Raw genomic sequence first — 22,407 nt, forward strand, 5'->3', positions numbered from 1 at the left:
GGCTCGAGCTGCGCGCGCCGATCGCCGGGCGCGTCACCGCCCGCGCCGCCATCCTGGGCGGCAACGCGGCCGCCGATGCCGAGCTCTTCTCGGTCGCCGACCTGTCGGTGCTCTGGGTCGAGATGACCATCCCGCCGCGCGACCTGCCGATGGCGCGGCAGGGCCAGGCGGTCGCCATCCAGGGCGAGGGGGAGGCCCGTGCCGAGGCGCGCATCATCTTCCTCAGCCCGGTGCTGGATCCGGAGACGCGCTCGGCACGGGCCGTGGCCGCGCTGCCCAATCCGGACGGCGCCTGGAGCGCCGGCGGCTTCGTCACCGCGCAGCTGACCACCGGCGCGCAGCCGGTCGACCTGATGGTGCCGCGCGGCGCGGTGCAGGAGGTCGAGGGCAAGCAGGTGGTCTTCCTGCGCAACGAAGAAGGCTTCGAGATGCGCGAGGTCGCGCTCGGCCGCGAGGATGCCGAGAATGTCGAGGTGATCTTCGGCCTCGACGAGGGCGCGCGGATCGCGGTGGGCAACGCCTTCGTGCTGCGGGCCGAGCTCGGTAAGTCCGAAGCCGGTCACGGGCATTGAGGACCGCAGCCCGATGATCGGTCCCATCCTCGACTTCTCCGTCCGCAACCGCTGGACCGTGCTGCTGATGGCGCTGGTCGCCATCGGCATCGGCGGCTGGGCGCTGACCCGGCTGCCGATCGACGCCACGCCGGACATCACCAACAACCAGGCGCAGATCAACACCGTCGCGCCCTCGCTCTCGCCCTACGAGATCGAGAAGCAGGTGACCTTCCCGATCGAGACGGCGCTGGCCGGCATCCCGGGGCTCGAGAGCACGCGCTCGATCTCGCGCAACGGCTTCAGCCAGGTCACCGCGGTCTTCAGCGAGTCGACCGACATCTACTTCGCCCGGCAGCAGGTGCTGGAGCGCCTGATCGAGGCGGGCGAGAGCATGCCGGAGGGCGTCGAGCCGCGGCTCGGCCCGGTCTCCACCGGCCTCGGCGAGGTCACCATGTGGACGGTCCGCTTCGCGGCGCGGCGCCAGGGCGACGTCGTCGCGAATGGCCGTCCCGGCTGGCAGGCCGATGGCAGCTACGTCACGCCGGAAGGCGAGAAGCTGGCCAGCGAGGCCGACCGCGCCACCTATCTGCGCACCGTGCAGGACTGGATCATCCGCCCCGAGATCCGCAACATCCCCGGCATCGCCGGAGTGGATGCGATCGGCGGCTACGTGAAGCAATACGTGGTGCAGCCGGACCCGGCGCGGCTGATGGCGCTGGGCCTGAGCTTCGGCGACCTGACCAGCGCCATCGAGCGCAACAACGTCTCCACCGGCGCGGGCTATATCGACCGTGGCGGCGAGGGCCTGGTGGTGCGCTCCGGCGGCCGGGTGACCAGCGTCGCCGAGCTGGAGCAGGTGGTGGTGACGACCCGCGAGGGCGCGCCGATCCTGCTGCGTGACGTCGGCCGCGTCGCCATCGGCCAAGCGCAGCGCACCGGCAGCGCCAGCGGCAACGGCCAGGAGATGGTGGTCGGCACCGCGCTGATGCTGATCGGCGAGAACAGCCGCACCGTCGCCGCCGCCGTGCATGCCCGCGTCGAAGGCCTGGGCCGCATGCTGCCGCCGGGCATCGAGGCGACCGCCGTGCTCGACCGCGGCATCCTGGTCGACGCCACCATCCAGACGGTGGCGAAGAACCTGGGCGAGGGCGCGCTGCTCGTCATCGTCATCCTGTTCCTGATGCTGGGGAACATCCGGGCGGCGATCATCACTGCGCTGGTCATCCCGGTGACCATGCTGATGACCGCCTTCGGCATGGTGCGCGGCGGCATCTCCGCCAACCTGATGTCGCTCGGCGCGCTCGATTTCGGCCTGATCGTCGACGGCGCCGTCATCATCACCGAGAACAGCCTGCGCCACCTGGCCGAGCGGCAGCACGAGAAGGGCCGGCTGCTGACCCTCGAGGAGCGGCTGCGGACGGTCGCCGACAGCGCCAAAGAGATGATCCGGCCTTCGCTCTACGGCCAGGCCATCATCATCCTGGTCTATGCGCCGCTGCTGACCTTCACCGGCGTCGAAGGCAAGATGTTCATCCCGATGGCGCTGACCGTCATCCTGGCGCTGGCCTTCGCCTTCGTCCTGTCGATGACGCTCGTGCCGGCGCTGATCGCCATCTGGATCACCGGGAAGGTGCAGGAGAAAGAGGTCGCGATCGTCCGCGGCCTGAAGACGGCCTATGTCCCGCTGCTGAACCGCACGCTGAGGGCGCCGCTGCCGGTGATTGGCCTGGGCGCGCTGCTATTTCTCGGCAGCCTGACGCTGTTCTCCAGGCTCGGGCAGGAATTCATCCCGACGCTGGACGAGGGCAACCTGGCGATGCAGGCGCTGCGCATCCCCAGCACCTCGCTGCAGCAGTCGCAGGCCATGCAGTCGGTGCTGGAACGCCGCATCTCGCGCCTGCCGGAAGTGCAGATCATCTATTCGAAGACCGGCACGGCGGAGGTCGCCTCCGACCCGATGCCGCCCAATGCCTCCGACACCTTCATCATCCTGAAGCCGCGCGACCAGTGGCCCGACCCGTCGCTGTCCAAGGCCGAGCTGGTCCGCCGCATCGAGCAGTCGGTCGCTGGCATCCCCGGCAATGCGCTGGAATTCACCCAGCCGATCCAGATGCGCTTCAACGAGCTGCTGGCGGGTGTGCGCGGCGACCTGGCGGTGAAGGTCTTCGGCGACGAGTACGGGCCGATGCTGCAGGCGGCGAGCCAGATCGCCACGATCCTGAACAGCGTGCAGGGGGCGGCCGACGTCAAGGTCGAGCAGGCGACCGGCCTGCCTTTCCTCGAGGTCACGGTGAACCGCGCCGAGGTCGCGCGGCGCGGCCTCAGCGTCGCCGATGTCCAGGCGGTGCTGGCCACCGCCGTCGGCGGCCGCGAGGCGGGCATGGTCTATGAGGGCGACCGCCGCTTCGCCATCGTCGTCCGCCTGCCGGAGGCGATGCGCAACAACTTCGAGGCGCTGAAGAGCCTGCCGGTGCCGCTGCCGCCCATCGCCGGGCGCCCGGCCAGCTCGGTGCCGCTGCAGCAGCTGGCGAGCCTGACCGTGGTGCAGGGGCCGAACCAGATCAGCCGCGAGCAGGGGCGGCGCCGCGTCGTCATCCAGGCCAATGCGCGCGGCCGTGACATCGGCTCGATCGTCGCCGAGGCGCGGGCGCGGGTGGAGCGCGAGGTGCAGCTGCCGCCCGGCTACAGCGTCACCTGGGGCGGCCAGTTCGAGAACCTGGCCAAGGCCCGCGCCCGGCTGATGGTCGTGGTCCCCGCCTGCTTCGCGCTGATCCTGGTGCTGCTCTATGCCGCGCTGGGCTCGGTACGGGACGCGCTGGTGGTGTTCAGCGGCGTGCCGCTGGCGCTGTCCGGCGGGCTGCTGGCGTTGTGGCTGCGGGGGCTGCCCTTCTCGGTGCCCGCGGCCGTCGGCTTCATCGCGCTGTCCGGTGTCGCCGTGCTGAACGGGCTGGTCATGGCCAGCTCGATCAAGGACCTTCTGGCGCGCGGCACGCTGTCCTTGCGGGATGCCGTCTTCCAGGGGGCCACGACCCGGCTGCGGCCGGTCGCCATGACCGCGCTGGTGGCCTCGCTCGGCTTCGTGCCCATGGCCATCGCTACCGGCGCCGGGGCGGAGGTGCAGAAGCCTCTGGCCACCGTCGTCATCGGTGGGCTGATCAGCGCGACGCTGCTGACCCTGCTGGTGCTGCCCGCCCTCTATGTGCGCTTCGGCCGCGTCGCCAGGCCGACCGAGGCGGAGGCCGCGGCCCCGGCGCCCGCGCCGGCGGAATGACACCCTCGGCATGACATCGGCGCCGCCGCGGTGGCGGCGCCCTTCCAGCCTTCGATGTGGAAAGGAAACACGATGAGGAAGCTTCTTCTCGCCGCCTTCGCGGCGGCCAGCCTGGCCGGGCCTGTCCTGGCCCAGGGGAGTGCTGTCCCGGGCAGCGCCGGCGGCGGGCATGGCCATGCCGACCAGGGCCCGCATGGCGGCCGCATGCAGGATGTCGTCGGCGTCCATGCCGAACTTCTGGTGATCGAGCGCAAGGTCACCATCCATCTCTACGACGAGGGTAGCAAGCCGGTGCCGGCGGCGGGCTTCTCCGGCTCGCTGCTGATCGGCACCGGCCAGGCGCGCGAGGTCGTCCAGCTGGCCCCGGGCGAGGGCAACAGCCTGGTCGGCGAGGCCCGCACCGCGCCAGCCCGCGGGGCGGCGGTGACGATGCAGATCAAGAACCCGGCCGGGCGCAGCGCCCAGGCGCGTTTCTGAGGAACGGGACGGCGCCTGCCCGGAGCGGGCGCCGTCTCTCCTCGTCCATCGGACATTACTGCGACGTCACTTTGTCTGCATAAGCGCCGACCTTAAGGTGTAGCCTAATCTACACTCTGGAGGACCGGCATGAGCCTGGCCGAGACCACGCAGCCCGCCGCGCGACCGGACAGCCTCGGGCCGCCGAGCCTGCCGGAGGTCAACCGCTCCGTCCGCGTCCCCAATGCCGGCAGCGCGCTGAAGCGCTTCTTCGCCTTCTTCGGCCCGGGCTACCTGGTCGCCGTCGGCTACATGGATCCGGGCAACTGGGCGACGGCGCTCGCCGGCGGCTCGGGCTACGGCTACACGCTGCTCAGCGTGGCCTTGGCCTCCTCGCTGATGGCCATGCTGCTGCAGGCGATCTGCGCGCGGATCGGCATCGCCACGGGGCGCGACCTGGCGCAGCTCTGCCGCGACCGCTTCCCCAAGATCGTGGCCTATCCGCTCTGGCTGCTGGCGGAGCTCGCCATCTGCGCCACCGACCTGGCCGAGCTGATCGGCACCGCCATCGCGCTCGAGCTGCTCTTCGGCATCCCGCTGCTCTACGGCGTCATGCTGACGGCGCTCGACGCCTTCCTGATCCTCTGGCTGCAGCACAAGGGCGTCCGCTGGCTGGAGGCGTTGATCCTCGGCCTGATCCTGCTGATCTTCGGCTGCTTCAGCGTGCAGATCGCGCTGGCCGACCCGGTCTGGGGCGACGTGCTGCGTGGCTATGTCCCGGCCCGCTCGATCGTCACCGACCAGACCCAGCTTTATCTTGCCCTCGGCATCCTCGGCGCGACCGTGATGCCGCACAACCTCTACCTGCACACCGCCCTGGTGCAGTCGCGTGACGTGGCACCCACCGTCGTGGCGAAGAAGGCGGCGATTCGCTTCGCCACCCTCGACAGCACCATCGCCCTGGTGCTCGCGCTGTTCATCAATTCGGCGATCCTGATCACCGCGGCGGCCATCTTCCACACCAGCGGCAATACCGAGATCGCCGAGATCGGCGACGCTTACCGGCTGATGGCGCCGCTGCTGGGCAGCGGGCTGGCGGCGACGCTCTTCGCCCTGGCGCTGCTGCTCTGCGGCATCAACGCGACGGTCACCGCGACCATGGCCGGGCAGGTGGTGATGGAGGGCTTCCTGCGGTTCCGCCTGCCGCCCTTCCTGCGCCGCCTGCTGACGCGGCTGGTGGCCATCGTGCCGGCGGTTTTGGTCACCTGGTTCTACGGCGCCTCCGGCACCGCCCAGCTGCTGATCCTGAGCCAAGTGGTGCTGTCGCTGCAGCTGCCTTTCGCGATCATCCCGCTGATGCTCTTCGCTTCCGACCGCGCACGCCTCGGCGCGTTCACCGCGCCGCGCTGGCAGCTCGTCCTCGGTTGGTCGATCGCGGCGCTGATCACCGGGCTGAACGTGAAGCTGCTGCTCGACATGATCCTCGGCGGCTGATCGCGCCGTCGGCGGGGCGGAGGAGGCCGAAGGCAGGCCTCCTCCTGCCGGGCCAGTCGCCCGTCGCGCCTGCTGCCTCGCCGCAGAATCATGTCCCAGCCTCAAAACTTTACCTTTGACGGCATCGCCGCGCGATTCGGGCCGGGGCTCTTGCACGTCGCCGTGCTGCAGCGTTTCCGATCGTGTCGCGAGACGTGCAGCCATTAACAATCCGGCGCCAGGATTGCTCGATTGTAAATGGAATGCTGGGTTTCAATAATGCTTGGCATCATTGAGCCGCACTGTTGCAGATGCCTCGCGCCGCTTCTTGTTCGGTTGCGTCGGTGAAGCGCATAGAAACTCGGGGCAACAAACACCCGAGGAGCAATGTTATGGCGAAGGCTGGAGCACTTTTTCTGCTGCTGGGCGCAGCGACGATCCTGTCCGGCTGCGGCGCCAGCCGGGGCGTCGACACGGCGCAGGCGGCGCCGCGTTCGATCAGCGGCGTGGTCTGCCCGCCCGCTGGCCTTGTCGCGGTGCGTGACGACAACACGCATGTCCGCTACGCCGGTGCCGACCCGTCCGACCCGGGCACCTGCCTGGTCAACACGCCGGGCGGCGCGCCGCAGCGCATGGTGGGCGGGCTGATCAGCACGCATCCCGTCAACGACGCGCAGCGTCGCGAGGCGATCGCCGGGCTCTTCCCGCTGGCGGTCGGCAAGTCGACGAAGGTCAGCTATTCGCTGGTCAGCGCGCTGGTGCCGCATCCGCAGTTCTTCCCGACCGAGGAGACCTTCCGTGTCGCCGGTGAGACCTCCTACAACCTGAATGGTGCGGCGCGGCCGGCCTGGGTGGTCGAGGGCGGAATGCGTAGCCAGATGGATCCGGCCGGCAACTACACGATGATCTACAACATCGACAAGGAAACCGGCGTCATCCTGTCCTACACGCTGACGTCGCGGACCGGCGGCAACCTCTTCGCGCGTCCCTTCCGCGTGACCCAGCTGGAAGTCGCCAGCCGATAAGGCGAAGCTGGTGGGCTGGCCATCGTCGGGGGCCAGCCCGCAACCTTGCAGCATTGCCGGACGTAAACCGGAGCAACAATCGAGGTCGCTATATTTCTTCCGCGTTAACGCGGCATTCCCAAGTAATTCAGGGTCGCATCAACGATATTCGGCATCTAATATTGAATTGTTATTCTCTCTTCGCTGCCGCTCTTAGGGCCAGGGGCAAGCAACGCCCGAGGAGCAGGATCATGGCGAAGACAGGTGCAATCCTTCTGGTGCTGGGGGCGGTCGGCCTGCTGGCGGGATGCGCGCAAACCACGGGCGCGCAGAGGCCCAGCGCGCAGGCGCCGACCAGCACGGCCCCGATTGCCGGCGTGGTCTGCCCCCCGGACGGCACCGTGGCGGTGCGCAACGACGTCCTTCGCGTCCGCTATGCCGGCGCCGATCCTGCCGATCCGGCGACCTGCCTGCTGCGCAACCCCGACGGTTCCACGCAACGTCTCGTCGGCGGCCTGATCAGCACCCACCCGGTGAACGACGCCGAGCGTCGCGCCGCCATCGCCGGCCTCTTCCCGATGGCGGTCGGCAAGACGACCCAGGTCAGCTACTCCCTGGTCAGCGCGCTGGTGCCGCATCCGCAGTTCTTCCCCTTCGAGGAAAGCTTCCGTGTCAGCGGGGAGGGGCGTTTCGACCTCAACGGCGCGAACCGCCCGACCTGGGTGGTCGACAGCGTGCTGCGCAGCCAGATCGACCCGCAGGCCAATTACGACATGCGCTATGTCGTCGACCAGCAGACTGGCGTCGTCCTGGCCTTCAACATGACCTCGCGCACCGGCGCCAATCTTTTTGCGCGCCCTTATCGCGTCACCGAGCTCGAGCTGCCCGGCCAGCCCTGATTTCAAGCGGGCCGGCATCCCATCGTGCCGGCCCTTCTGCGCCTTGCCGGAGACGGCTTGGGTCGCGCCCCCGTTCGGACCCCAGTACGCATTCCTGGAACGGGACGGGGTCAGCAGCAGATCGAAGGAGGCTCACGGCATGTCCCTGGGCAGAACAATCCTGACGGCCCTCGCCGTCATGGCCGCGCTTGTCGCGACCCCAACCTTCGCCAATGAAAGCGATAACGCCGTCGGCGACCCTCTGGCCACGCCGATGGCTGTGACGCGCGGCGCCATGGGCGCCGGCGGCGCGGGTGAATCGCAGTCTGCCATGGGCAGTCCCTTCGCGCGGCGGATGGCGACCACCCGGCGGCACCTGCCGACTTTCGAGGAAACTCTGGCGCTCACCAACAATGCGCCGGCCAGCGACGCCGACGGCATCAGCCATGATGGCCACCCGCTGTCCCGCCATCTTCGGCACGAAGGCCGGCATGCGCCGCCGTGACCTTCGGGGTGTCCAGCCGCGCTCGCCGCTTGGCCAGGTCCTCGACCCCGCGGCCAGCAGGAAGAGAAGTCCAATCCTGGCCGTTCGCAGGTCTGATTTGTCTCGAGATGTTTCTGGATTGGTTCAAAATAATAATGTAATAATTCAATCCAGAAATAGTTGAGGATAAATTCGAAAATTCACGAGTTAATTTCTGATTTATTGTTGTCGGGATTTTCCTTGGTTCGTAGAGGGAGCCCGTTCCCCATCGGAGTCAGAGATTTGATCTTCCGCACTCTTGCTGTCGGCGCCCTGGCGGCGACGCTCGGCAGCCAGGCCCATGCCCAATCCACGCCCCCGGCAGACGGCCTCTCCTGGTCCGGCATCCGTCCGACGCTCCGCCTGGCGGACGGCAACTTCACCATGACGCCGGTGGCCCGCCTTGACCTGCATGCCGGTTCCTATTTCGGCCAGCCGGACGGTCTCGGCGACCGCTTCTCCAGCGGCGCCAACATGCGTCGCGGACGCCTCGGCCTGCGCGGCACCGCCGCTCAGGACTTCAGCTATAACTTCACCTGGGAATTCGGCCCCTCCACGCCGCAGGAGCCGCCACGCGGCGGCCGCATCTTCGAGGCCTCGATCGCCTATAAGGGCATCGACGGCGTGAACCTGCAGGTCGGCGCCTGGACCCTGCCGCATACCCTGGCCTATGCCAGCAGCTCCTCCGAGCTGCTAACGATCGAGCGGCCGAGCATCACCGCCATGGCGACCAGCGTCGCCTCGGGCGATACCCGCTTCGCCGCCGGCGGCGAGGTCTTCGGCAAGCGCTTCTACGGTTCGGCCTTCGCGACCCAGGGCGTGGCCTCCACCCCCTATGACAACGACCAGCGCGGCGTCGTCGGCCGCGCCGCTTGGCTGGCCCTCGATGCCGAGACCAAGGTGCAGCTCGGCTTCAACGGTGCCTTCCAGGCAGATCCTGGCTCGAACAGCGGTTCGTCGCAGCGCTTCCGCGACTATCCCGAGCTGCGGCTGAACAGCTTCCGCTACATCGACACCCGCAGCATGGCGGCCGATTCCTCCTGGGCCTATGGGCCCGAGCTGTCCGGCATGGTCGGCAAGATGCATTACGCAGCCGAGTACCAGATCATCGGCATCGACATGCCGAGCGGCCCGAGCCGCAGCTTCGATGGCTGGTACCTCAACCTCGCCTATCCGCTGCTGGGCGAGCCGCGCCGCCGTGCCGAGAACAATGCGACCTGGCGGCGCGGGCGTGCGGCCGACATCGACTTCAACCAGAACTGGGGGGCGTTGGAGGCCGTCGCCGGCTACAGCACCGTCGATCTCAGCGACGGCCCTGTCCGTGGCGGCCGTCAGTCGATCTGGACCGCCGCGCTGAACTGGTATCCGACGCAGCAGCTGAAGCTGACGACGCAATACCAGAATGGCAGCCTCGGCCTGCCCGGGCGCGACCGTGACTTCCAGAGCCTGGCTTTCGCGGTGGTCTTCAGCCTCTGAGGGTGAACGGCGCATGGCTCGACCGAGCCATGCGCCCGAGGCCTGTCGATCCTGCTTGAAGCTCTAGTCACTAGAGGTTGCATATCCTGCGTCGAAACGACAGCGAGGTTCCCGACATGGACAGGATTGACGGGCGCGGCCCAGGACTGACGGCAAAGGCGGCCCACCATGGGCGCTGAGGCAGGGCATGACCACGACCACGGCACGCGTGTCACCGCAGGCAGCGAGCGGCGCGTCCGTTTCGTCCTGATCGGCACTGCGAGCTATGCCGTGGTGCAGGCCATCGGCGGCTGGTTCTCCGGCTCGCTCGCGCTGATCGCCGATTCCGGCCACATGGTTTCCGACGCGGCGGCGCTGCTGCTGGCGCTGATCGCCTATCGCGTCGCGGCGCGGGCGCCGGATGCGGCGCGCAGCTACGGCTTCCACCGCGTCCGCGTGCTGGCGGCGCTGGCCAATGGCGCCACCTTGCTGCTGCTGGTGGCCTGGATCACCTGGGAGGCGATCGGCCGCTTCCGCGCGCCGACCGAGGTGCTGGCAGGGCCGATGCTGATCGTCGCGGCCATCGGCCTTGCCGTGAACATCATCGGCGCGCTGGTGCTGCGCGGCGGCGACCAGGGCGACGCCAATCTGCGCGGCGCGCTGCTGCATGTGATGGGCGACCTGCTGGGCTCGGTCGGCGCCATCGCCGCGGCCGTCGGCATCATGCTGACCGGCTGGACGGTGCTGGACCCGATCCTCTCCGTGCTGGTCGCGGCGCTGGTCGTGCGGGCGGCCTGGAGCCTGGTCACGGAGTCCCTGCAGGTGCTGCTGCAGGCGATGCCGCGCGGACTGGATGGCGCTGCCGTGGAGCAGGATGTCCTGTCCGTCCCGGGCGTCGCCGAGGCGGGCCATTTCCATGCCTGGACCCTGTCCGACCACAGCGTGGTGGCGACCCTGCATGTCGCGCCGACGCCGGGCGCCGATCCGCTGGCCCTGCCGTCGGCGGTGGCTGCGCGGCTGCACGCCATGCACGGCATCGACCATGTCACCGTGCAGGTCGATCCGCCGGGGCGCATCGCCGCAGCCCGGCATTGAGCGCCGGGGCGCGATCGAGGCGCCGTCAGCCGGTCGCCTCGATCTCGCTCAGGATCAGCTCGTAGAGCTGGCGCGGGCCGAAGGAGAGCAGCGGCTTGCCGTTGACGAAGAAGGTTGGCGTCTGGCGCACCTGCAGCGCCTGCAGATCTTCGCCGTCGATGGCCAGCACCCGACCGATCTCCGGGCGGCGGGCGTCGCGCCGGGCCCGCGGCAGGTCCAGCCCGGCGATGCCGGCGATGCGCCAGGCTGCCTCCAGATCCGGCGCGCCATGCATCGCCCAGTCCGGCTGCCGGGCGAAGAGCGCGTCCAGCACCGGCTCGAAGCGGTCCTGCAGCCGCGCCGCCTCGAGGATGCGCACCGCCTCGTCCGAGCCTTCGTGGAACGGCGCGTAGCGCAGCACCATCCGTAGTTGTCCGGCATGCTGCGCCAGCATGCGGTTCAGCAGCGGGTGGAAGGCGCGGCAGGCTTCGCAGGAGGGGTCGAAGAACTCGACCAGGGTGACCGCGGCGTCGGGCTTGCCGATCACCGGCGAATGCGGCCGGACGAAGCGGTCGTCCTGCCCCGCGGGCACCGGCCCGGCCAGGTCTGTGCCCGGCCAGAGCAGCGCGCCGGCGCCGAAGCCTGCCAGCGCCAGGGCGCCGGTGCCGAGGGTGAGGAAGCGGCGGTTCATGGCTGGCGCCCTCCCCGGGCGGCGAGGCTCAGCAGGAGCAGCAGCAGGCTGAAGGCGGCGAGCGAGAGCAGCGGCAGCGGTACCAGCCCGGCCAGCAGCATGCCCGCGCCGTCGCAGGCGGGACCGGCGGCGCTGCAGGGCTGCACGGCCTCGGCCACCAGCCCGTAGAAGAGCAGCGCGTGCCAGCCCGCCAGCAGCCAGCCGATGGCCGCCAGCGGCAGGGCGTAGCGGCCGATGCCGGTGTCGCCGCGATAGCAGGCGATGCCGAGCAGCACCGCCAGCGGGAACATAAAGATGCGCTGATACCAGCACAGGCTGCAGGGCGCCTGGCCCATGACCTCGCCGATGAACAGGGCGCCCAGGCTGGCGGCCAGCGCCACCAGCCAGGCCAGGAACAGCGCGGTCCAGCGCCGCTGCTCGCCCGATGCGGGCGTGGGGTTCAGGGTCGCGTCAGGCATCGGGGGCGCTGGCCAGGGCGAGCCGGATCTTGCCGATGGCGGTCGCCGGCGGCTCGTGGGTGTCGAGGAAGCCCTGCAGCCGGCCATCGGCGCCGATCAGGTAGATCGAGGCGGAATGGTCCATCACGTAGGAATCGCCGCCGGTCGGGACCTTCGCGTAGAGGGTGCCGAAGGCGCGCGCCGCCTGCGCCACCTCGGGCTCGGTGCCGCTCAGCCCGACCAGCCGCGGGTGGAAGGCCGCGACATAGCCCGCCAGCAGCTCCGGCGTGTCGCGCCCGGCATCGACGCTGATGAACAGCGGCTGCACCCGTGCCGCCTCGGCAGGCGTCAGCCCGTCCATGGCGTCGGCCATGTAGCCGAGGCCGGTGGGGCAGATATCCGGGCAGTGCGTGAAGCCAAAGAAGACCAGCCGGACCTTGCCCGCATAGGTCGCGTCGGTCACCTGCCGCCCGGTATGCTCGGTCAGCGCGAAGGGGCTGCCCATCGGCGCGCCCAGCCCGCTGCTGCGGCTGCCAGGGGCCGGTCGCGGCGTCGGCAGCATCCATTCGGAGGCGAGCCAGCCGAGGCCGCCGCTGATCGGCATGCCGACCGCCAGGGTGATCAGGACGGCTCTGCGGCTCATGCGGGGCTCCTCGGATCAGGGGAGGGCAGGGGGTGTGGCAGGGTGGACGGCAGGCCGCGGTGGCGCAGCAGCCGCAGCGCGTTCAGCGTCACCAGCACGGTCGCGCCGGTATCGGCCAGCACGGCGGGCCAGAGGCCGGTGACGCCGGCGACGGTGGTCACCAGGAAGACCGCCTTCAGCCCGAGCGCCAGGGCGACGTTCTGGTGGATATTGGCCAGCGTCGCCCGCGACAGCCCGACCAGCGCCGCGACGTCGAGCATCCGGCCGTTCAGCAACGCGGCATCCGCGGTCTCCAGCGCGACGTCGGTGCCGCCGCCCATGGCGATGCCGACCGAGGCGGCGGCCAGGGCCGGGGCGTCGTTGATGCCGTCGCCGACCATGGCGACCGGGCCCTTGGCCTTCAGCGCGCCGATCTCGCGCAGCTTGTCCTCCGGCAGCAGCCCGGCCTTCACCTCGAGGCCGAGTGCCGCGCCGATCGCCTGGCCGGTGCGCGGGTTGTCGCCGGTCAGCATCACCGACTGCACGCCCATCCGGCGCAGCGCGGCGAGACCCGCCGCGGCATCGGCGCGCGGCTCGTCGCGCAGCGCGATCAGACCGGCATGGACCCCGCCGCTGGTGACCACCACCACCGTCTTGCCCTCGGCCTCCCAGGCGCCGGCGCGGGCGGCGGCCTCCGGCGGCAGCGGCGCGAGCGTCTCCGCGAAGCCGGGCGAGCCCACCGAGACGCGCTTGCCGGTGACCGTCGCCTCGGCGGCGCGGCCGGGGATGGCGCGGCCGTCGCGGGCCGGGCGCAGTGGGATCTTCTCCGCCTCGGCGCGCTGCAGGATGGCCTGGGCCAGGGGGTGGCTCGACCCGTTCTCGACCGCGGCGGCCAGCCCGAGCAGCGCGCGCTCGTTGCCCGCCAACGGCAGCATGTCGGTCACCTGCGGCCGCCCCTCGGTCAGGGTGCCGGTCTTGTCGAAGGCGATGCTGCGGACGCGGCCGATCGCCTCCAGCGCGGCGCCGCCCTTGACCAGCAGGCCGCGCCGGGTGCCCGCCGCCAGGCCCGAGGCGATGGCCGCCGGGGTCGAGAGCACCAGGGCGCAGGGGCAGGCGACCAGCAGCAGCGCCAGGCCGCGATAGATCCAGTCGACCCAGGCGCCGCCCAGGAACAGCGGCGGCACCACGACCACCAGGGCGGCGGCGGCGACCGCGGCCGGGGTGTAGAGGGCGGAGAAGCGCTCGATGAAGCGGGCGGTCGGCGCCTTGGCCTCCTGCGCCTCCTCCACCAGGCGGATGATGCGGGCGATGGTGTTGTCGGTCGCCGGATGGCTGACGCGGATCTGCAGGCTGCCCGAGCCGTTGATGCTGCCGGCGAAGACCGGCTGGCCTTCGGCCTTGGCGACGGGGATCGACTCGCCGGTGATCGGGCTTTCGTCGATCTCCGAGCGGCCCTCGACGATGGCGCCGTCGGCCGAGACGCGGTCGCCCGGGCGGACCAGCACCAGGTCGCCGACCGCGAGGCTCAGCGCCGGCACCGTCCGGGCGACGCCGTCCTCGATGCGCAGCGCGGTCCGCGGGACGAGCGCGGTCAGCGCGGTGATCCCGGCCCGGGCGCGGCCGGCGGCGACACCTTCCAGCACCTCGCCCAGGGTGAAGAGCAGCACCACCGTCGCCGCCTCCGAGGTGGCGCCGATCAGGATGGCGCCGACGGTCGCGATCGACATCAGCATCTCGATGCTGAAAGGCGAGCCGGTGCGGGCGCCGGCGATCGCCTTGCGACCGAAGAACCACAGGCCGAGCAGGGCGGGCGGCAGATAGGGCCAGGCGCCCGCCTGCGGCCAGGCCCCGGCGACGAGGCCGCCGGCGCCGAGCAGCGCGCCGATCAGCAGCGCCAGCTTCAACTTCTTCTCGGCCAGCAGGCTGCGCCAGAGCGAGGGCAGCGGCGGCGCCTCGGGCTCGGCCAGGGTCGCCAGGATGCGCGGCCCCTCGACCGCGGCGACGCCGAAGCCGAGCTGGCGGATGCGCGCCTCGACCTCGGCGCGCGGGGTGCGGCTTTCGTCCAGCCGCAGCGCCAGCACCTCGGTCTGGAAGTTCAGCCGGATGGCGGCGGCGCCCTCCAGCCGGCCGACCGCCGTTTCCACCTTGCTGGCGCAGGAGGGGCAATCCATCCCCTGGATGTGGTAGCGGAGGCTGACTTCCGCCGGATCCAGCGCCGCCGCAGCCTGCACCATGCCTCGGACCTTTCGTGTCGCGGGCGGCCGCGCTCTTGCGGAGGGCCCTTCGGGCTCCCTAGATGCACCCTGTAGCCGCTACAGGGTCAATGCCATGTCGACGGACAGCACGATCGCGATCGGGGCCCTGGCACGGGCAACCGGGGCGAAGGTCGAGACCATTCGCTGGTATGAGAAGGTCGGGCTGCTGCCGCCGCCCGCAGCGCCGGAAACTACCGCAGCTACGGCGCGCCGCATCTCGCCCGGCTGAGCTTCATCCGCCGGGCGCGGGAACTGGGCTTCTCGCTCGACCAGGTGCGCGCGCTGCTGGGGCTGGCCGGGCAGCCGGACCTGCCCTGCGGCGCCGTCGACGCCATCGCCCGCGAGCATCTGGCGGAGATCGACCGCAAGATCGCCGACCTGCAGGCGCTGCGGGGTGAATTGGGATCGCTGATCGACCAATGCGGCTGCGGCACGGTGTCGGACTGCCGGATCGTCGAGGCGCTGGCACCGGTGCGGGAGGGCGTCGGCGGAGAGGTGACGTTAGTTTAGCCCGACGCTTTGCGCAGCGCGGTGTACGTCGCATTTTGGCGTCCCATTGACGCCTTCTCAGTAAGCTTGGATGGCGGTTTGGGAAGGCGATTGCTGCTCAGAAAATTATCAGCAGTGCCCTCAGTGAGGGTCCAGTGAAGGTGACTTGGCCAATAGTCTGTTGATCTGAGCCAATAAAGCTTCAGGTGAGGGTATGACCCTCAACATTTGTATGCGTGGGCGTGCAAACCAACGTATGAAAAATGTTGGCGCCGCTTCCCTCACCTGGAGATGGGTCATTATGGAATAGTGACTTGCATGGATCGGTGCTTCACCGAACACCTACCTAACCCTCACCAGAATCGTCTATCGACGGCGGTCCAAGACGCAACCCGCGGAGGTGAGAGACGCGCTGCGGCCGGATGATGGTGATTTGAGGCCGCTGCGCCACAACCCGTTGCGTGAACTGCGTGACCGCGGGAAGCGCAGTGGATTGGTAGCCTTCTTCCAAAGCCCAGTTCCTAAAATACTGGTAAGCTTCGCGCGTCTTGCACTTGTCATGCGCATTGCCGGTGACGTTCACGGTATGGAGCCAAGCCTGCACCGCATCGGCGCCCAGCGCCCACTCGCGGATCGCCTGATTAGATGACGTCGGCTCGGCATAGCTCTTGCGAGCAATCAGCCGCGAAGCGCCCTGCACCGCGAAATCGAGCAACAAATCGGGTTCATCCTGGCCGATGCGCTGCCCAATGTGCTCGATGCGTTCGTTGGTCGGGATTGTGCGTTGAAAAGTGAGCGCCGCCAGGCGACGCATTACCCCCCGGTCCATACCGCCACGGAAGGTCGGCAGGTCGTTGGTTGCGTAGACGTGTAGCGCGAACGGACGGAATCCGACGGCCGAACGGTACACGTCCCGGCCTGACATGGGTTCGCCAGTAATTGCGCTCTTGAAGCTGTCGGACCCGATCGCGGTCGCGCTCGTCAACTCGTCCGAGGCGTTCAAAAGCTTGCCTGCCAATGTCACGAGGAAGCGCTCATCAGCAAGCTTCTGAGGCGGGATCGAGCAGATGGCCGTATCGGGCAGCAGCCCTCGCAGCAGATCGAGGATCTGACTCTTGCCGTTCTCGGCCGTCTCGCCCTTCAGGATGATTGCCTTCGGCTTGGTCAGACGCGTGGACCAACCGGTCGCGGCGGCGCCCGCAATCTCTCCAAGGAAATTGATCTTCGCTTCGGCATCCTCGTCGCCCTTGAAGCAGCCCTGCAAAAGCTTCGTCATCAGGCTGGCGGCCCTTTGATCGGGCGCAATCTTCGCCGGGTAGCGTCCCGGCAGTGTATGGCGGGCGCGTTGTTCAGGTGAGTGAGGCTTGATCGTTGGTGTGCCATCGCGTTCGAATTCGATGAAGCCAGAGGCGCAGTTGATCCCGGCCGGCGCATCGACGAAAAAATTGGGCGCCGCAAGCATTGCCGCCATTTCGTTCAGAGACGAGTTTATGCGAGCCTTACTGAGAGCAACCGCCGAGGGTTTGCCGGTGGGCGTTGTGTACTCGGCGCCGTCATAGCAGTGCACGACGCGCCGCAGCTCAGGCTCCGGAATGGGGCGCCAGCACGTGCCCTCGTATCGCCAGAACTGACCATCGGCGTGGACGATACGGTCAAAGCTGTTGCAGAGGTCTTCCGACACGCGCCTGGCGATTTCCACATCGCTGCCGATTTCCAGCCTTTCACGGCAGGTATCGCCGCCATCCTTGTCATCGGGGCTCCACTCAAGCGCCCCGAAAATGGCGTCCGCGATGGGGTCGGAAGCTGAAGCGCTCATGGCGCACCTCGGATCATGTCAGCAAAGTCTTCGCCCTCTTTGGGAGGCTTTGCGATAGTCACCCGGCGCCCTTCGGCGTGCCAACGCCGGGCCGCAGCTTGCGCCGCCTCCAGCCCCGCCCGGTCGTGGTCCGCGGCAATAATGATCTTGGGCGCGAACTCCAGCGGCGGCAGGATGAGCTTCCTGATGCCGCCAGCCGAGAGCGCTGCCCATGTTGGAATGCCGGTCGCCTGCATCGCCGCAAGCCCCGTCTCGATGCCCTCCGACACCATGAGCTCGCCGCTGTGGGGCAACGGACCATTATATAGATAGACCGCCCCGCCCCCGATTGGTCCAAGGCTGAGCTTGTCATCAGACAGGCCAGCTTTACCTCCACCATCCGGCTGCAGGTAGGTCCGGTGCACGGCCACCAGATTGCTCCCCTTTAGGACAGCGGCGACCATCGCGGGATGGCTCTGCGGCCCATCCTTGTGCTTCAGATTGGGGTGGAAGCGCAGCGCTCTCGGCAGTTGTCCGTGGTACCCACGCGCCCTCAAATAGGTCTCGACAGGCGTCCCGGCTGCCAGCTTGGTTTTCTTCCACACCTGGCGCGCCCATTCGGTCCGCTGGGCGTCGTCGACCTTCTCTGTCGCAGGCGTTCGCGCCACGCGTTCGCGAGGTGCGCCGCCAACGCCCGAGCCACCCCAAAGCCCCTGTTTGCGCAGGGCTGCTATCACGTCGGCCTGTGAGCACCCGCCCGCATGGCACTTCACCAGCGTCTTGCCTTCGCGGTCGTCGGCAGAGAAGCCTCGGTAGCCGCAATTCGGGCACGCGCCGGTGAAACCAGTACCGGCCTTCCGCATCGAGAAAGCATTGGCAATGTCGGCAGCAGCCATAGGGCCATCTTTCGATTTGCCCCGCCGAAAAGCCTTGGATCAGCGCTGCGAAACGCTTATCTGTTTGGTGTCAGCCCAACAGTGTTTCGCGCGCCCTCGGCCTTTCGGTCGGGGGCGTTTCTATTCGCGCTCGGAGGTGCGGGCGGGCAAGGCGCCGCTCCACTGCATCGTGTCACCTTTGATCTGCGCCATGACGCTATCGCCCGCTTGCACGGCGCGGATCGTGGCGAGGCTGCACCTCCGGCAAGGTCGCCAGAAACGCACGCACGCTGCTAGCGTCCACCAGGGTTCGCGACGCGATCTTGACCATGCGGATATGGCCATCGGCCGCCAGACGGTAGAGACCGGACCGCGACAGGCCAAAGATGCCGGGCGCGCGCGGAAGCGGCACCATTTCAGGAGTGTGAGGACTTTCGGTGGTCATCGCCGTCTCCAATCCCGCACGGGCATGTGCGGGGACGGCGAGGTATTAATCAGACTTCTCGGTCCTGAAGAGGGGAATATCTGTCGCTGATTCTTTCCCCCTATGCCCCTTCGGTAGGCTCAACGGGCTGCTCATAGTCGCCGGCGTGAAAGGTTCCGTTCATGTCGAAGTAGGCGAGCGCTTTTCCATCCGCGTCATGTTTGGGCGAGCGAGATTCCACGATCTCCCTCTTCGCATTGTCGTACGCGGTGCGCGCTGAGCCATCTTTAGGATCGGGATCAAGACCCCAGCGATCAGCGATGCGCTTGATAGCCTCAAGCCGTGACAGGCTTGACCAATCTCCACCGGGGAACTGAAGCATTGGAGGCGAAAGCAGCTGCACAATCGCCAGATGCCGCTGCGTATTTGGCCGCCTTCCGCGGCGCCTTGCTGGCGGATGCATGATGTTTCGGCAAATTTCCTCCCTCTGTTTGGATGAGAGGACGTCAGCGTTGAAAACGAGTGTAAGCAGTATTTCGAGATAATTATCCTCGGTCTGCGGCAAACTTAAAGCATGGAGCATGCCCTCAGCCTCCTTTGTCTCCATAAAGGTTGGCTCCCAGTTGAATCCGCTATTCCGAATCTTTCTCAAGTTCCAATCTCCATAGATTTCTTTTTGTAGGAGGCGCGTGTCGGGGGGGCAGCCAGTGGTAAAATGCGCCTGTGCCCAGCCATCCTTCATCGGGCGGAAGGATGGCTCTCGCCGTTAGCGTTCAGGCAGCCCTGCAAAGCCGAGCATGCGAGCGACACCCATCATTCCGCGGGCGGCGATTCCGCCCTTCGACTATTGTCCTGCTGCCGCCCTCGCCGGACGATCCACAGGAACTCTCTTACGCGGCTCGCCATGACGGCTGGACGCCGTTTTCTCAGGCCGAAGCCATCCTCTTTGCCTTTTCAGCCGCCAGTGATGCCACGCTGGCCAAGGCTGATCTCGTGCACCATGCGGCCCAAGCCTCCATCATTGGCCGGCGCTCTTCCGTTAGGGGTTCACGCGCATAGGCAGCCCGCACCTTGTCCTTGTCGGTATGGGCCAAGGCCTTTTCGCTTAGATGGTCCGCCCAGCCCTGGTTCAGAGACCAGGCTTTGAAGGTCGCTCGGAAGCCATGCGGCACCACCACTTGCCCTTCAGGATCACGCCACCGAGGCAGTTCACCGTCGGCCAGCCCATCGGTGGCCATCCCCCTCACCAGCATGGAAAGTGTCATGTCGGAGAGGACCTTACCGCTCCGCTGGCCGGGGAAAACCAAGCTGTCCTTGCCAGCCGCCAGCTTTTTCACCTCAGTTAGTACCGCCAGGGCAGCGGGCGAAAGAGGGACAAAATGCACCTTACCGGCCTTCATGCGAGCAGGAGGCACGACCCAAATCGCATCAGATTCGCTGACCTCACCCCAGGTCATGCCGCGCACTTCGCCTGTGCGGGCGCCGGTCAGGATAGAGAAGCGCAGTGCCAGCGCCGCCATCCCCTTTCGGCCTTCCAGCGCTGCTAAGAAGGCCGGCATATTCTTCCAGGGAAGAGAGGGATGGTTCTCCCCCTTCCCCTTCTCCCGCCTCACCACAGCCTTGAGCTTGGACGGGGCGCCGAGTGCTTCCGAAAGATGCCCTCGCCATGTGGCTGGGTTCGGGCCGCGCGGGCGAAGGCCGGTTGCGGCGGCGTAGTTCAGCACCGACTCGATACGCCCTCGCACGCGGGACGCCGTCTCGGGCGTCTTCGTCCAGATGGGTTGCAGCACGCGCAGCACGTCATCCGTGTCCACCTTGGCGACATGCCGCACGCCGATTTTGGGGAACACATGGGCCTTCATCGTGGCGAGCCATTGGGCGCCATGCTTGGGGTTCTTCCACTCGGGAGCCTTGGCGCGATGCAGAGCCTCGGCTGCCGCCTCGAAGGTGGTGGTGATGGCAGGGGCAGCAGCGGCCTTTTTCTCAGCACGGGCGGCGATAGGGTCTGCTCCCTTGATGGCCAGCCGGCGCGCATCCTCAGCAGCCAAGCGGGCATCTGCCAGACCCACCAAGGGGAAGGCCCCCAGGCTCATGTCTCGGCGCTTGCCGGCCACGGTGACGCGCAGCACCCACACACCAGCACCGGCCTCATGGGTGGGCTTCACCAGCAAATGCAGGCCCCCGCCAGCCATGATCCGTACCACCTTGCCGGGCGGGTTCTCAGCCAGGGCTTTAAGCCTGGCCTTCAACGCCTTTACCGATATGTCCGCCATGATCTCGCTTCCCACGCACGTTCCCACAGTAGAGTGGGAACAGAGCAAGACAAGCGGAAACGCCGAGGGACGATAGATCTCTCACTGATCAGCACAAATGCAGGGGTTTAATCCATGCTGAAGCGCTGGGGGACGTCTTTCAGGCGGACACCCTCTCCGCCATTCTTCCCTTCCATCCGCCCCGCAACAACGCCGAAGCGTCCTTTACAGCCGGGTGCGCACGGCCCGTCGCTGGCCGGACGGGCTAGCGGCGGCGGCGCTTTCCGCTGCCTTTCCGTGGCTTCGGCGCCGGCCTGGGCTTCCGCTTCGGCGTCGCCGCGGTCTCCACCGGCGGCCGGCGGAGCGGCCGGGCCTCCGGCATGCCCTCGGGCCCGGCATAGCGCTGTAGCGTCGCGCCGGCGGCCAGGTGCGGATAGGCCTCCGCCCCGGCCGGCCAGCTCCTGGCGAAGGCGGCGATTTCCGCCTGGTCGTGGCCGCGGATCGCCTCGACCATGGCACGCGCCGCCTGGGCCGGCCGCAGGCGCTGCTGGCGCAGCAGGTGCAGATGCCACTCCCGGGCGCGCAGCGGGCACCAATCCACCAGCGATTCCTGCAGCGCCCGGCGCACCTCGAAGGGCAGTTCCTCATAGGCGCGGTAGGGATCGCCCTTCAGCGTGCTGTAGGGCCTGGCGGCCATGCTGTTGTCCATGGCCGCCTTCTAGCCAGGGACAGGCGGGCGCGAAACCGGCGCGGCAGGCGCCTGGCGCCCGGCACCTATGCGGCGGCGGCGTCCTGCGGCGCCTGTCCCGCGGCCTCGTCCGGCCGGTCCAGCCGGAACAGCGCCGTGCCGATCCCCGCGACCGCCGCGGGGTCCAGCGTCTCCGCCTCGCTCGGCAGCAGCACGGCGGTGTCGGCGATCCCGAGCGTCTCCAGCTGCCAGGGCGTGCCATGGCCATGCTCCAGATGGCCGCGGCCGATGATGCCGACCACCAGCGGCGCGGGCCTGCCCCGCGCCACGACGGCCGCGCGATAGGCGGCGATGTTGCAGGCGAAGGCGCGGTCCCAGACCTGCTGGGCGCGCAGGAAGCGATCGCTGATCGCCGCCTCACCCCGCCCCGTGAGCCGCCCCAGCTGCGCCCGGTGGCCAGGGCGGGCAGGGGCGGCGGGGGTCATCCCGTCGCGCTCCGCCTCGGGCACCGCCTCCCAGCCGTCGCGGCCGATCCGGGTGACCAGCGGGCGCTCGCAGTTCAGCGCCAGCATCGGCACCGCCTGCTGCCGGCAGAAATGCAGCAGCGGCAGGTAGAGGGCGGCGTCGAAGCCCCAGACCTTGTCCCACGCCACCGCCTCCAGGAAGGCGGCGGTGGAGAACGCGCCCGCCACCCAGCGGTCCAGCACCGGCTGGACGCGGCGCGGGAACATCTCGAAGCCCAGCGCCATGTCGGGGCGCAGCAGGTGCAGGCAGGTGGCCACCTGCAACTGCCAGCGATGGATCTCCGCCACGTCGTGGCTCTCGCCCAGCAGCACCACGTCGCGCTGCGCCAGGCGGCGCAGCAGCGGCCCGGTCTCCAGCAGCGCGCCGGTCGCCGGGTCCAGCCAGCGGGCCCGGGGGTGGGGGTAGGGGTCGCGCATCGTCGGGTCCTGGCGTTTAATTGCAATTGATTCTTATTATCGTAAACTCCGGCCGCGTCCACCCTGGCCGGAGCCGCGCGCCATGCCCATCCGCCACCCCCTCCGAGACCGGCCATGAGCCTGGCGCTCTCCGGCCCGCCGCGCGGCGGACGGGAGTCCGGCCTGGGCGTCGCGGCCTCGGTCGCGCTGCACCTGGGGCTGGGCCTGCTGCTGCTGGCGCCCTGGCCGCGCGAGGGCGCGCCACCGCCAG

At 68.5% G+C, this 22,407-nt stretch carries 20 protein-coding genes and 1 pseudogene; 10 read left to right on the forward strand and 11 right to left on the reverse strand.

The annotated features are described in order from the left end of the window. The 9 genes from HMPREF0731_RS25235 to HMPREF0731_RS09490 all read left to right on the forward strand — a co-directional run. The coding region (locus HMPREF0731_RS25235) for an efflux RND transporter periplasmic adaptor subunit (protein ID WP_007003879.1) at positions 1–572 on the forward strand (572 nt) is incomplete at its 5' end. A gap of 13 nt (positions 573–585) precedes the next feature. Continuing rightward, positions 586–3,825, forward strand: coding sequence for an efflux RND transporter permease subunit (locus tag HMPREF0731_RS09455; protein ID WP_007003880.1), 3,240 nt, complete (start codon positions 586–588; stop codon positions 3,823–3,825). A 72-nt stretch (positions 3,826–3,897) separates the two neighbouring features. Further along, the gene (locus HMPREF0731_RS09460; protein WP_007003881.1) at positions 3,898–4,302 is read left to right on the forward strand and encodes a hypothetical protein; all 405 of its coding nucleotides are present in this window, start codon (positions 3,898–3,900) and stop codon (positions 4,300–4,302) included. Between the two features lie 129 nt (positions 4,303–4,431). Then, a complete protein-coding gene (locus HMPREF0731_RS09465) occupies positions 4,432–5,775 on the forward strand; it encodes an Nramp family divalent metal transporter (RefSeq protein ID WP_007003882.1) in 1,344 nt (447 codons plus the stop codon). A gap of 371 nt (positions 5,776–6,146) precedes the next feature. Continuing rightward, positions 6,147–6,779, forward strand: a complete 633-nt coding sequence (locus HMPREF0731_RS09470; protein ID WP_007003883.1) for a hypothetical protein — start codon at positions 6,147–6,149, stop codon at positions 6,777–6,779. A 230-nt stretch (positions 6,780–7,009) separates the two neighbouring features. After that, entirely contained in the window at positions 7,010–7,657 is a 648-nt protein-coding gene (locus HMPREF0731_RS09475; protein ID WP_007003884.1) for a hypothetical protein, read from the forward strand. Positions 7,658–7,796: 139 nt separating this feature from the next. Further along, positions 7,797–8,141, forward strand: coding sequence for a hypothetical protein (locus tag HMPREF0731_RS09480; protein WP_040612621.1), 345 nt, complete (start codon positions 7,797–7,799; stop codon positions 8,139–8,141). Between the two features lie 261 nt (positions 8,142–8,402). Beyond that, positions 8,403–9,635: an OprO/OprP family phosphate-selective porin gene (locus tag HMPREF0731_RS09485; protein ID WP_007003886.1), complete on the forward strand. Its 1,233-nt coding sequence runs from the start codon at positions 8,403–8,405 to the stop codon at positions 9,633–9,635. A gap of 168 nt (positions 9,636–9,803) precedes the next feature. Next, positions 9,804–10,709 (forward strand): cation diffusion facilitator family transporter, encoded by a 906-nt coding sequence (locus HMPREF0731_RS09490; protein WP_007003887.1) that lies wholly within the window; start codon positions 9,804–9,806, stop codon positions 10,707–10,709. Between the two features lie 25 nt (positions 10,710–10,734). Here HMPREF0731_RS09490 and HMPREF0731_RS09495 read toward each other — a convergent pair whose 3' ends face one another. From HMPREF0731_RS09495 to HMPREF0731_RS09510, 4 genes are read right to left on the reverse strand one after another with little or no spacing between them, the layout of a single operon-like run. Further along, positions 10,735–11,379: a DsbA family protein gene (locus tag HMPREF0731_RS09495; protein ID WP_007003888.1), complete on the reverse strand. Its 645-nt coding sequence runs from the start codon at positions 11,377–11,379 to the stop codon at positions 10,735–10,737. After that, positions 11,376–11,837: a disulfide bond formation protein B gene (locus HMPREF0731_RS09500; RefSeq protein ID WP_007003889.1), complete on the reverse strand. Its 462-nt coding sequence runs from the start codon at positions 11,835–11,837 to the stop codon at positions 11,376–11,378. The genes HMPREF0731_RS09495 and HMPREF0731_RS09500 overlap by 4 nt, the downstream gene beginning before the upstream one ends. Further along, complete coding sequence (locus tag HMPREF0731_RS09505; protein ID WP_007003890.1) at positions 11,830–12,459, reverse strand: SCO family protein; 630 nt, start codon at positions 12,457–12,459, stop codon at positions 11,830–11,832. Before HMPREF0731_RS09505 ends, HMPREF0731_RS09500 begins: the two co-directional genes overlap by 8 nt. Beyond that, positions 12,456–14,672 carry a heavy metal translocating P-type ATPase gene (locus HMPREF0731_RS09510; RefSeq protein ID WP_007003891.1) on the reverse strand — a complete coding sequence of 739 codons (2,217 nt, stop codon included), beginning with the start codon at positions 14,670–14,672 and terminating at the stop codon, positions 12,456–12,458. The genes HMPREF0731_RS09505 and HMPREF0731_RS09510 overlap by 4 nt, the downstream gene beginning before the upstream one ends. A gap of 94 nt (positions 14,673–14,766) precedes the next feature. Between HMPREF0731_RS09510 and HMPREF0731_RS09515 the strand changes: the two are divergent. Further along, a pseudogene (locus HMPREF0731_RS09515) lies at positions 14,767–15,203 on the forward strand (MerR family transcriptional regulator). Between the two features lie 325 nt (positions 15,204–15,528). Here HMPREF0731_RS09515 and HMPREF0731_RS09520 read toward each other — a convergent pair. The 7 genes from HMPREF0731_RS09520 to HMPREF0731_RS09540 all read right to left on the reverse strand — a co-directional run bounded on the left by HMPREF0731_RS09520 (position 15,529) and on the right by HMPREF0731_RS09540 (position 22,157). Beyond that, positions 15,529–16,998, reverse strand: a complete 1,470-nt coding sequence (locus HMPREF0731_RS09520) for a DNA primase family protein (protein ID WP_007003894.1) — start codon at positions 16,996–16,998, stop codon at positions 15,529–15,531. Further along, complete coding sequence (locus HMPREF0731_RS23685) at positions 16,995–17,873, reverse strand: DUF7146 domain-containing protein (RefSeq protein WP_040612623.1); 879 nt, start codon at positions 17,871–17,873, stop codon at positions 16,995–16,997. The genes HMPREF0731_RS09520 and HMPREF0731_RS23685 overlap by 4 nt, the downstream gene beginning before the upstream one ends. 196 nt (positions 17,874–18,069) lie before the next feature. Further along, a complete protein-coding gene (locus HMPREF0731_RS24185; RefSeq protein WP_157136032.1) occupies positions 18,070–18,297 on the reverse strand; it encodes a helix-turn-helix domain-containing protein in 228 nt (75 codons plus the stop codon). A gap of 100 nt (positions 18,298–18,397) precedes the next feature. Beyond that, positions 18,398–18,883, reverse strand: coding sequence for a hypothetical protein (locus tag HMPREF0731_RS24190; RefSeq protein ID WP_169312278.1), 486 nt, complete (start codon positions 18,881–18,883; stop codon positions 18,398–18,400). Positions 18,884–19,202: 319 nt separating this feature from the next. Next, positions 19,203–20,549 (reverse strand): tyrosine-type recombinase/integrase, encoded by a 1,347-nt coding sequence (locus tag HMPREF0731_RS09530; RefSeq protein ID WP_007003898.1) that lies wholly within the window; start codon positions 20,547–20,549, stop codon positions 19,203–19,205. 244 nt (positions 20,550–20,793) lie between these two features. Next, positions 20,794–21,237 (reverse strand): DUF6525 family protein, encoded by a 444-nt coding sequence (locus HMPREF0731_RS09535; RefSeq protein ID WP_007003899.1) that lies wholly within the window; start codon positions 21,235–21,237, stop codon positions 20,794–20,796. A 65-nt stretch (positions 21,238–21,302) separates the two neighbouring features. Continuing rightward, positions 21,303–22,157 (reverse strand): ChaN family lipoprotein, encoded by an 855-nt coding sequence (locus HMPREF0731_RS09540; RefSeq protein ID WP_007003900.1) that lies wholly within the window; start codon positions 22,155–22,157, stop codon positions 21,303–21,305. Positions 22,158–22,407: the final 250 nt, after the last annotated feature.

This window comes from Pseudoroseomonas cervicalis ATCC 49957 (assembly GCF_000164635.1).
Taxonomy (GTDB): domain Bacteria; phylum Pseudomonadota; class Alphaproteobacteria; order Acetobacterales; family Acetobacteraceae; genus Pseudoroseomonas; species Pseudoroseomonas cervicalis.

Coding starts and splice junctions, on each gene's coding strand:
- HMPREF0731_RS09500 (WP_007003889.1), bottom strand. CDS start 11,837: ATGCCTGACGCGACCCTGAACCCCACGCCCGCATCGGGCGAGCAGCGG.
- HMPREF0731_RS09475 (WP_007003884.1), top strand. CDS start 7,010: ATGGCGAAGACAGGTGCAATCCTTCTGGTGCTGGGGGCGGTCGGCCTG.
- HMPREF0731_RS23685 (WP_040612623.1), bottom strand. CDS start 17,873: ATGGCTGCTGCCGACATTGCCAATGCTTTCTCGATGCGGAAGGCCGGT.
- HMPREF0731_RS09455 (WP_007003880.1), top strand. CDS start 586: ATGATCGGTCCCATCCTCGACTTCTCCGTCCGCAACCGCTGGACCGTG.
- HMPREF0731_RS09535 (WP_007003899.1), bottom strand. CDS start 21,237: ATGGACAACAGCATGGCCGCCAGGCCCTACAGCACGCTGAAGGGCGAT.
- HMPREF0731_RS09530 (WP_007003898.1), bottom strand. CDS start 20,549: ATGGCGGACATATCGGTAAAGGCGTTGAAGGCCAGGCTTAAAGCCCTG.
- HMPREF0731_RS09540 (WP_007003900.1), bottom strand. CDS start 22,157: ATGCGCGACCCCTACCCCCACCCCCGGGCCCGCTGGCTGGACCCGGCG.
- HMPREF0731_RS24190 (WP_169312278.1), bottom strand. CDS start 18,883: ATGGAGACAAAGGAGGCTGAGGGCATGCTCCATGCTTTAAGTTTGCCG.
- HMPREF0731_RS09520 (WP_007003894.1), bottom strand. CDS start 16,998: ATGAGCGCTTCAGCTTCCGACCCCATCGCGGACGCCATTTTCGGGGCG.
- HMPREF0731_RS09495 (WP_007003888.1), bottom strand. CDS start 11,379: ATGAACCGCCGCTTCCTCACCCTCGGCACCGGCGCCCTGGCGCTGGCA.
- HMPREF0731_RS09465 (WP_007003882.1), top strand. CDS start 4,432: ATGAGCCTGGCCGAGACCACGCAGCCCGCCGCGCGACCGGACAGCCTC.
- HMPREF0731_RS09490 (WP_007003887.1), top strand. CDS start 9,804: ATGGGCGCTGAGGCAGGGCATGACCACGACCACGGCACGCGTGTCACC.
- HMPREF0731_RS09510 (WP_007003891.1), bottom strand. CDS start 14,672: ATGGTGCAGGCTGCGGCGGCGCTGGATCCGGCGGAAGTCAGCCTCCGC.
- HMPREF0731_RS24185 (WP_157136032.1), bottom strand. CDS start 18,297: ATGACCACCGAAAGTCCTCACACTCCTGAAATGGTGCCGCTTCCGCGC.
- HMPREF0731_RS09480 (WP_040612621.1), top strand. CDS start 7,797: ATGTCCCTGGGCAGAACAATCCTGACGGCCCTCGCCGTCATGGCCGCG.
- HMPREF0731_RS09470 (WP_007003883.1), top strand. CDS start 6,147: ATGGCGAAGGCTGGAGCACTTTTTCTGCTGCTGGGCGCAGCGACGATC.
- HMPREF0731_RS09505 (WP_007003890.1), bottom strand. CDS start 12,459: ATGAGCCGCAGAGCCGTCCTGATCACCCTGGCGGTCGGCATGCCGATC.
- HMPREF0731_RS09460 (WP_007003881.1), top strand. CDS start 3,898: ATGAGGAAGCTTCTTCTCGCCGCCTTCGCGGCGGCCAGCCTGGCCGGG.